Origin of the sequence: uncultured Demequina sp., assembly GCF_913055775.1 — a bacterium.
Lineage (GTDB): Bacteria > Actinomycetota > Actinomycetes > Actinomycetales > Demequinaceae > Demequina.
Window position 1 is genome coordinate 1 of record NZ_CAJXJX010000164.1, and the last position, 4,731, is coordinate 4,731.

The 4,731-nt window shown below is 72.2% G+C and carries 7 protein-coding genes; 1 reads left to right on the forward strand and 6 read right to left on the reverse strand.

What is annotated here, in order from left to right; translation table 11 throughout:
- Window positions 1-36 precede the first annotated feature (36 nt).
- Together ndk and QZ483_RS12700 are read right to left on the reverse strand one after the other, a co-directional pair.
- Window positions 37-456 carry a nucleoside-diphosphate kinase gene (gene ndk, locus QZ483_RS12695; protein ID WP_297084564.1) on the reverse strand — a complete coding sequence of 140 codons (420 nt, stop codon included), beginning with the start codon at window positions 454-456 and terminating at the stop codon, window positions 37-39.
- Between the two features lie 10 nt (window positions 457-466).
- Window positions 467-1,354, reverse strand: a complete 888-nt coding sequence (locus QZ483_RS12700; RefSeq protein WP_297084566.1) for an alpha/beta hydrolase fold domain-containing protein — start codon at window positions 1,352-1,354, stop codon at window positions 467-469.
- Window positions 1,355-1,463: 109 nt separating this feature from the next.
- Here QZ483_RS12700 and QZ483_RS12705 point away from each other — a divergent pair, with 109 nt between their 5' ends.
- Window positions 1,464-1,976, forward strand: a complete 513-nt coding sequence (locus tag QZ483_RS12705; protein WP_297084568.1) for an adenine phosphoribosyltransferase — start codon at window positions 1,464-1,466, stop codon at window positions 1,974-1,976.
- Window positions 1,977-2,009: 33 nt separating this feature from the next.
- Here the strand turns inward: QZ483_RS12705 and QZ483_RS12710 are convergent, their stop codons facing one another.
- From QZ483_RS12710 to QZ483_RS12725, 4 genes are all read right to left on the reverse strand, one after another.
- Window positions 2,010-2,498, reverse strand: a complete 489-nt coding sequence (locus QZ483_RS12710) for a hypothetical protein (RefSeq protein ID WP_297084570.1) — start codon at window positions 2,496-2,498, stop codon at window positions 2,010-2,012.
- Window positions 2,498-3,028: a DUF4233 domain-containing protein gene (locus QZ483_RS12715; protein ID WP_297084572.1), complete on the reverse strand. Its 531-nt coding sequence runs from the start codon at window positions 3,026-3,028 to the stop codon at window positions 2,498-2,500. Before QZ483_RS12715 ends, QZ483_RS12710 begins: the two co-directional genes overlap by 1 nt.
- Complete coding sequence (locus tag QZ483_RS12720; RefSeq protein ID WP_297084574.1) at window positions 3,025-4,431, reverse strand: folylpolyglutamate synthase/dihydrofolate synthase family protein; 1,407 nt, start codon at window positions 4,429-4,431, stop codon at window positions 3,025-3,027. The genes QZ483_RS12715 and QZ483_RS12720 overlap by 4 nt, the downstream gene beginning before the upstream one ends.
- Before the next feature lie 120 nt (window positions 4,432-4,551).
- On the reverse strand, window positions 4,552-4,731 hold a 180-nt coding region (locus tag QZ483_RS12725; protein ID WP_297084575.1), incomplete at its 5' end, for a hypothetical protein.

Consider the following 4,731-nt stretch of genomic DNA (forward strand, 5'->3'; position numbering starts at 1 on the left):
GGCGGCTGTGCCACCGCATCGGCCCTCGCCGCGTCGTCAGAGCGCGGGGAACCAGATGCCGATCTCGCGCGCCGCCGACTCCTCCGAGTCGGAGCCGTGCACGAGGTTCTGCAGAACCTTGGTGGGCCACTGACGGCCCAGGTCGCCGCGGATCGTGCCGGGCGCGGCCGTGGTGGGGTCGGTGACGCCCGCGAGGGAACGGAAGCCCTCAATGACGCGCTCGCCCTCGGCGACCACCGCGAGCGTGGGTCCCGAGAGCATGAACTCGACGAGCGGCTCGTAGAAGGGCTTGCCCACGTGCTCCTCGTAGTGCTGGGCGAGCAGCTCGGGCGTGGCCTGGCGGAGCTCGACGGCCACGAGCGTGTAGCCCTTGGCCTCGATGCGTCGCAGGATCTCCCCGGACAGTCCGCGCTGGACGCCATCGGGCTTGACGAGGATGAGGGTGCGTTCCGTCATGGCGGACAGCCTAACGGGCGTCCGCGGACACGAAGTCGCCGATCGCGCGCGCCGCCGCGACGGACTCCGGGAGGTCGGTCCAGCCGGGCCACACGTGCCACATGCCGCCGAACTCCTGCAGCTCGACGTCCACCCCGGCCTCGTTCAGCGCTCCGGTCGCGCGCCGAGAGTCGTCGCGCCACAGTTCATCGGTACCGGCGATCAGGAGCGCGCGCGGCACGCGGGTCAGGTCGAGGGCGAGAGGGGTCAGCGCCGGCGCATCGAGATCGACCCCGGCGCGGTCGAGGCGGTCGCGCCAGTCGCGCAGACCCTCCGGCGTGAACAGTGGGTCGCGCCCGGCGAGCGACGCGACGGACGGCGAGCGCAGTCGCGCGTCGAGGGCGCCGGAGATCGAGTACAGCGCGGGGGCCGATGCGCCGGTCGCCAGAGCGGCGAGCGCCAGCCCCGCGCCGTTGGAGTCCCCGCCGACGGCGACGAGCGGCAGTCCCGTCGCACGCGCTGCGGCTCCGATGGCCGCCCGGGCGTCCGCGAGAGCGTCCTCCGGCCCGTGCTCGGGCAGCAGCCGGTAGTCGGGCAGGACCACGGCGAGCCCGGTGACGTGGGCCAGCAGCGCCGCGAGGGGACGGTGCGTGACCGACGAACCGGCCACCAGTCCCCCGCCGTGCAGATGGAGCAGGCAGCCGCTCGGGACCTGCACGGCGCCCCGTGGACCGCGCGGGGTCACCAGCAGGCCCGGGACCCCGGCGAGGTCGAGAGCGCGCTCGTCGGTCGGGTACGGCACGGGCGCGTCGATCATGCCCTCGTGCCATGCGGCCCGCTCAGCCGCGAAGTCCGCATGGGGATCGACCGTCTCGCGCTCCAGGGACGCTCGCGCCCGCGCCGCCTCAGGACTCGTCACGCCTCGAGCATAGGGTCGCGTTCGGGCCCGACGCCGGGACGATCGCGAACGGCGAACACCGCGGTGCAGTCGACATGGCGCTGACGCATGCCGGTGGCACGATGGTCCCGTGATCACTCTCGAGGACTTCGACACCTACCCCGACTTCCCGGTGCCCGGGATCCTGTTCTACGACATCGCGCCCATCCTGGCGGACCCGTCGCGCTTCGCGACGGCGTGCGCGGCGCTGATGCCGGCGGAGCCCGTGGACCTCGTGGTGGGCGTCGATGCGCGCGGCTTCATCTTCGCGCCGGTGGTCGCCCAGCGGCTGGGCGTCGGCATGTCGATGGTCCGCAAGAAGGGGAAGATGCCCGGCGAGCTGCTCGAGTCGAGCGCGGACATCGAGTACGGAGCGTCGGACCTCGTCGTGAGCCCGGCCGGCCTCGAGCGCAAGCGGGTGCTGGTCATCGATGACGTCCTGGCGACCGGCGGCACCGCGAACGCCGTGGCCGAGATGCTCCTGCGCGCGGGCGCGGCCTCGATCGAGTTCGCGTTCCTGCTCGAGCTCGACGCGCTCGAAGGGCGTGCCGCGCTCGAGGGCCACACCGTCACGTCGGTGGTGCGGGTGCCGGCAGGCGCATAGCCCCACGACGCGATGGCTGCCGCACGGCGGCAGCTATTCCGCGCTGGCCCTGCCCCGGTTCTTGTAGCCGGGCGACCAGCGCACCGCCAGCAGCACCAGCGACACGATGAGCAGCGCGCCGAACACCACCTGGAACGCGATGTAGCCGCCGTTGGGGTCCACGGACACCGCGTCGAGCGACCGCAGGTAGCCCGCGTGGTTCGCCATCGCGGTGAGAAGGGCTGCACCCGACAGCAGGAGCAGCGCCACCAGGAACCACAGCGGCAGCTGCTTGGTCTCGGGGTGGAAGCGCAGGTAGCGCGCCCACTGCGAGAGCGCGAAGAACGTGCACAGGTTGACGATCACGAAGCCCGCGAACAGCGTCAGGTAGATCCTCACCGGCGGGTTGGTCCCCGACCCCTCCGCGAAGACGATCAGGCTGGTGCGCTCCAGTGCGTACATGAGCATCGTGAGACCGGTGAGGCCGATCGCCAGCGTCACGCCCATGCGGCGCATGAGGATCGCGCCGTCACTGCGTGCCATCAGTCGCCGTCCGCCGCGGGTGCGTCGTTCGCCGCGGGTGCGTCGTTCGCTGCGGGCGCGTCGTCCTGCGCGGCCGCGGCAGCCGCCTCGTCGCGCTCCTTGCGCTCGCGGTCGATGCGACCGCCGATCCGCAGCGCCATGATCCACAGCATCAGGAAGATCGCGCCGATGATCGCAATGGCGGGGTCGACGATCGCGGCGACGAGCATGGGCGCCTGCAGCGCCCAGCCCAGCCAGCGCCCCCAGCGCTTCTTCTGCTGCCCCGACGCGTAGCCCAGCGCGAGCACCAGCACCGTGCCGAGGCCCAGCATCCAGCCGGGGGACGCATCCACGTAGCCGGTGCGGGCGAAGCTCCACGCAACCAGGGTCGCGAACAGCGCGGCGAATGCCTGCAGCAGCAGGATCGCCTGCGTGAAGACCAGCGTCGCGGGGCGCTGGGGCTTGGTCGCCGGGGCCGTGTCAGGCGCGGCGTCGGGCGCGGCGTCGGGACCGTCCGGCAGGGGCTCGGACTCGTGACTCGGCGTGGTCATCGGGCCTGCCCCGCCCCCTTGCGCTTGTCGGCATCGACCAGGATTCTCGCCTCCGCCACGACCGTCACGGAGCCCACGACGAGCACTCCCGCGCCCATGTCGTGGTCGCGCTCGGCGGTCTGGACCGCGCGGTCGATCGCGTCGGGAAGGTCGCTCGCGACGGACACGCGGTCCTCGCCGAACACGCGGGTCGCGATCTCGCCCAGGTCCTCGGCGGAGATCGCACGCGGCGACGTCGAGGCGGTCACGACCACGTGGTCGAGCACCGGCTCGAGGCCTTCCAGGATGCCCTCGGCATCCTTGTCGCCCAGCACCCCGACGACGCCCACGAGGGTCTCGAACGTGAACGACTCCTCCAGGGCGCCCACCAGGGCATCGATGCCGGCCGGGTTGTGCGCGACGTCCGCGAGCATCATGGGCGAGGTGCGGATCACCTCGAGCCGCCCGGGCGAGGCGACCGCCGCGAAGCCCGCCTCGACCGTCTCGCCGCTGAGTGCCTGCGGCTCGCCGCCGTCCGCCAGCAGCGACTCGACCGCCGCGAGCGCGAGCAGCGCGTTGCGTGCCTGGTAGTCGCCGTAGAGCGGCACGAACACATCGGCATACGTCGCCGCATCGGTCCTCAGCGTCACCAGTTGGCCGCCCACGCCGGGCTGCCGGTCCACGACCTCCAGGGAGTCGCCCTCCCACCGAGCGCGAGCCCCGCGGGAGGCCACGGCCTCGAGCAGCACCGGCATCACCGTGTCGGACTGCTCCGCGAGGACGGCCGCGGCGCCGTCCTTGATGATCCCGGCCTTCTCGGCGGCGATGCCGGCGAGGCTGTCCCCGAGCCACTGCGCGTGGTCCATGCTCACCGTCGTCACCACCGCGACGTCGGCGTCGACCACGTTGGTGGCGTCCCACACGCCGCCCATGCCGACCTCGATGATGGCGACGTCGACGGGCGCATCGGCGAAGGCCGCGTAAGCGAGCACCACGAGCACCTCGAAGAAGCTCATGCGCGGGCCGCCGTTCTCGACCGACCGCGCGTCCACCAGGTGGATGATGGGCGCGACCTCCTGCCAGATGCGGATGAAGTCCGCCTGGGAGATGGGCTCGCCGTCGATGACGATGCGCTCGCGCACGGTCGTGAGGTGCGGCGACGTGAACAGCCCCGTGCGCAGGCCGTGCTCGCGCACCAGCGACTCGGCCATGCGGGCGGTCGAGGTCTTGCCGTTGGTGCCGGTGAGGTGGATCGACTTGAACGAGTCCTGGGGGGACCCGAGCAGGTCGACGGTCTCCCGCACGCGGTCCAGGGTGGGCTCGAAGTCGTGCTCGGGGTTGCGGCTGATGATGTGCTGGTAGATCTCGCGCTCGGCCTCGTCGGGAGTGAGGCCGCCCAGCGTGAGGTCGCTCTGGTCAGGCATGGCGACAAGTGTCCCACGGCCGCCCCGTGTCGCGCTCCGCGCGGTCCTGCTTCGCGCGGTCCTACTCCGCGAAGCCCTGCTCTGCGCGGCCCTGCTCCGCGCTCTGACGCCGGGAGGCCGCTAGACCTTCTCTACCGCGACCGCGAGCTCCTCGCCCGCCTGGACCGACACCTGCGCCGCACCCGAGGCCGGGTCCTGTGCGAGGGTCTCCTTGGCGATGAGCTCGCTCAAGGTCTCGACGGCGCTCACGCGCTCCGCCGGCACGGTCAGCGACAGCCGGCCGTCGACCAAATGGACCTC

Coding starts and splice junctions, on each gene's coding strand:
- ndk (WP_297084564.1), bottom strand. CDS start 456: ATGACGGAACGCACCCTCATCCTCGTCAAGCCCGATGGCGTCCAGCGC.
- QZ483_RS12710 (WP_297084570.1), bottom strand. CDS start 2,498: ATGGCACGCAGTGACGGCGCGATCCTCATGCGCCGCATGGGCGTGACG.
- QZ483_RS12715 (WP_297084572.1), bottom strand. CDS start 3,028: ATGACCACGCCGAGTCACGAGTCCGAGCCCCTGCCGGACGGTCCCGAC.
- QZ483_RS12720 (WP_297084574.1), bottom strand. CDS start 4,431: ATGCCTGACCAGAGCGACCTCACGCTGGGCGGCCTCACTCCCGACGAG.